Annotated in this window: 3 protein-coding genes and 1 pseudogene; all 4 read right to left on the reverse strand. The window is 63.2% G+C overall.

Going from position 1 to position 2,809, the window contains the following annotated elements; translation table 11 throughout:
- Window positions 1-78, reverse strand: a pseudogene (locus tag EN914_RS30755) (PTS fructose transporter subunit IIA); the annotation flags it as partial.
- A 164-nt stretch (window positions 79-242) separates the two neighbouring features.
- Window positions 243-704 carry an HPr kinase/phosphorylase gene (locus EN914_RS30765; RefSeq protein WP_024501991.1) on the reverse strand — a complete coding sequence of 154 codons (462 nt, stop codon included), beginning with the start codon at window positions 702-704 and terminating at the stop codon, window positions 243-245.
- A 17-nt stretch (window positions 705-721) separates the two neighbouring features.
- Entirely contained in the window at window positions 722-2,506 is a 1,785-nt protein-coding gene (locus EN914_RS30770) for a sensor histidine kinase (RefSeq protein WP_024501992.1), read from the reverse strand.
- Between the two features lie 20 nt (window positions 2,507-2,526).
- The coding region (locus tag EN914_RS30775) for a winged helix-turn-helix domain-containing protein (RefSeq protein WP_206527280.1) at window positions 2,527-2,809 on the reverse strand (283 nt) is incomplete at its 5' end.

The following is a 2,809-nucleotide window of genomic DNA, read 5'->3' on the forward strand; positions in this document are numbered from 1 at the left end:
TGGCCCGACGACATGTTCGACGGCATGTCGGAACTCGGTGGCCAGTTGACCGTGCGTTACAAGCACGAGTCCGATCATTCTTTGGTGGCTCCCGTCATCGCCGCTTCACAGGCGCATTTTATGCTCGCCAGCCAATCCAGGCGGCGGGAGCGCTATCTTGTCGACGCGCGGCCCGTTGACAAGCCCAAAATTGCGCAGGCGCATGCCATTTTGACGCATTGCAGCAAAAAACCCGGAGCGGATCATAGAAAAGGCGCGATCGACAGCCGCGCCATCACGACCGGTAAGGCCGCCGCGACATTGCGTTCGACCACATCGACCTGTGGCACCAGACAACCCACGATGTTGCTTGCGGCATCCTCCTGGAAGCGCGGCGCTTCATCGGCCGGCACCAGGTGGACATGCAGGTCGACGAGGCCTGCCGGCTCGAATGGCAGAGGCCGGGGGCCGAGCCCAGGCACCTCGACGAGGCCTTCTATGGCGGCGGGAGCGCGGCACAGAAGCCGCCCGGCATGCGCCTCGACAAAGAGCTGATCGTCACCGACGAGCCGCGCGAACGATCCGCGCTGGCGACAATGATCTATGAGCGCCAGCGCCAGCGCCGTCTTGCCCGAGCCGGAGGCTCCGGTGATGAGAATGCCGCGCTCGCCGATCAAAACCATTGTCGCGTGAATGTTTTCAGGCTGCACGGCTGGACCAGGCATGGTTGGAATTCATGCTCTCAGCCTTCGGCCGGCAACGTCACCACAAAACGCGCGCCCTTGATCTCGCCGGGTTTGGTGCCGGGGATGTTTTCGGCGGTTAGCGTGCCGCCATGGGCCTCGACGATTTGCCTGGATATCGACAGGCCAAGGCCCGAATTCTGGCCGAATGCCTCGCCGGCCGGCCGATCCGTGTAGAAGCGCTCGAAGATGCGGTCGATGTTGTCGGCCCGGATGCCGGGGCCATTGTCGTCGATGGTGACGATGTTGAACTTGCCGGCACGCGCCAGCGACAGGCTGATGTGGCCATGATCCTCGGGAACGAAGGAACGGGCGTTCTCGATCAAATTGGTGATGACCTGGCCGATGCGCAGATCATGGCCGACGACGACATAGCCTTTGACGCCCTGCGGCAGTTTGGCGGCCTTGAACTCGATCTCGACCGCCTTCTTGTTGCGCGTCGCTTCGCGCGAAACGGCGACCAGATCGGTGATGAATTTCTTCAAATCGACCGTTCCCGCATCTTCACGCGCGAGTTCCGCGTCCAGGCGCGATGCGTCGGAAATATCGGTGATGAGCCGGTCCAGCCGCCTGACATCGTGCTGGATGATATCCATCAGCCGGCCGCGCGAATCGTCGTTCTTGGCCAGCGGCAAGGTCTCCACCGCGCTGCGCAGCGACGTCAGCGGGTTCTTCAGCTCGTGCGAGACATCGGCCGCGAAGCTTTCGATCGCCTCGATCCGGGCGTAGAGCGCGTTGGTCATGTCGCGTATGGCGATCGACAGATTGCCGATCTCGTCCTGGCGGTCGGAAAAGTCGGGGATTTCCTCACGGCTCTTGACGCCGCGCCGCACTCGCACCGCCGCCGCCGACAGCCGGCGCAGCGGATTGGCGATGGTCGAGGCGAGCAGCATCGACAGGATGGCGGTGACAAGGGCCGCGATGCCGAAGACGCGCAGGATCGCCTTGCGCTCGGCGGCGACGATCTTGTCGATGTCGCCGCCTTCGGTCGACAGCATCAGCACGCCCAGGACGGCACGAAAGCGCTGGATCGGCACCGCCACCGAAACGATCTGCTCGCCCTGCTCGCTGACGCGCACGATGGTCGAAGGGCTGCCGGTGAGCGCCTTGACCACTTCCGGGAAAGCGGCGCCATTGCCGCCCGGCTGCTCGTGATAGACCGGCAGCTCGGTGTTGCGGAAGAAGTCGAAGACGAATTTCTGGATGCGCTCGACCAGATCGGGCTCTTCTTCCTCGACCGGCGGCAGGTCGTAGCGCAGGATCTGGCCACGCGAATAGAGGTGGCGCGAATCGAGCAGCAGATTGGCGTCGCGGTCATAGATGCGGGCGCGGGTTCTGGTCGGCGAGATCAGCCTTCGCAGCACCGGGGCGACACGCTCCGGGTTGATGGGGAAATCGAGATTGTCGAGCTGGTCGGAGCCCGGCCCCAGGCTTTCGCCGGCCTGCAGTTCAAGCAGCTTTTCCGGGTCGATGCTGATCGAATCCGTCTCGACCGTCGCCGAAGCGGCGATGGCGCCGGCGATGATCTCGCCCTGGGTCATCAGGCTTTCGACGCGGGCGTCGATCAGTCCGTCGCGGAAGGTGTTGAGATAGAGGATGCCGGTCACCAGGACGGCGAGGCCGGCAAGGTTGAGGAACAGGATACGCCGCGTCAGGCTGGAAAAGATGTGATGGCCAAGGAAGCGGCGCATCGGCACCGTGATCTTCGAGACGAAGGACGGCATGATCCGCGACGGCCGCCTGGAGGCGCCCGCCGGTCTTGTTCGCTGTGCTTCCACTGCCATCGAATAGCAGGCCCTGCTACTTATGCTTCGCGGAACCGGTATCCGACTCCGTAAAGGGTTTCGATCATCTCGAAGTCGTCGTCGACGGCCTTGAACTTCTTGCGCAGCCGCTTGATGTGGCTGTCGATGGTGCGGTCGTCGACATAGACCTGTTCATCATAAGCCGAATCCATCAGCGCATCACGGCTTTTTACGACACCGGGACGCTGCGCCAGCGAATGCAGGATCAGGAACTCGGTGACGGTGAGCGTCACCGGCTCGCCCTTCCAGGTGCAGGTGTGGCGCTCCTGGTCCATGACGAGC

The sequence above is a fragment of the Mesorhizobium sp. M7A.F.Ca.CA.001.08.2.1 genome, assembly GCF_003998455.1.
In the GTDB taxonomy this organism is placed as follows: Bacteria; Pseudomonadota; Alphaproteobacteria; order Rhizobiales; family Rhizobiaceae; genus Mesorhizobium; species Mesorhizobium ciceri.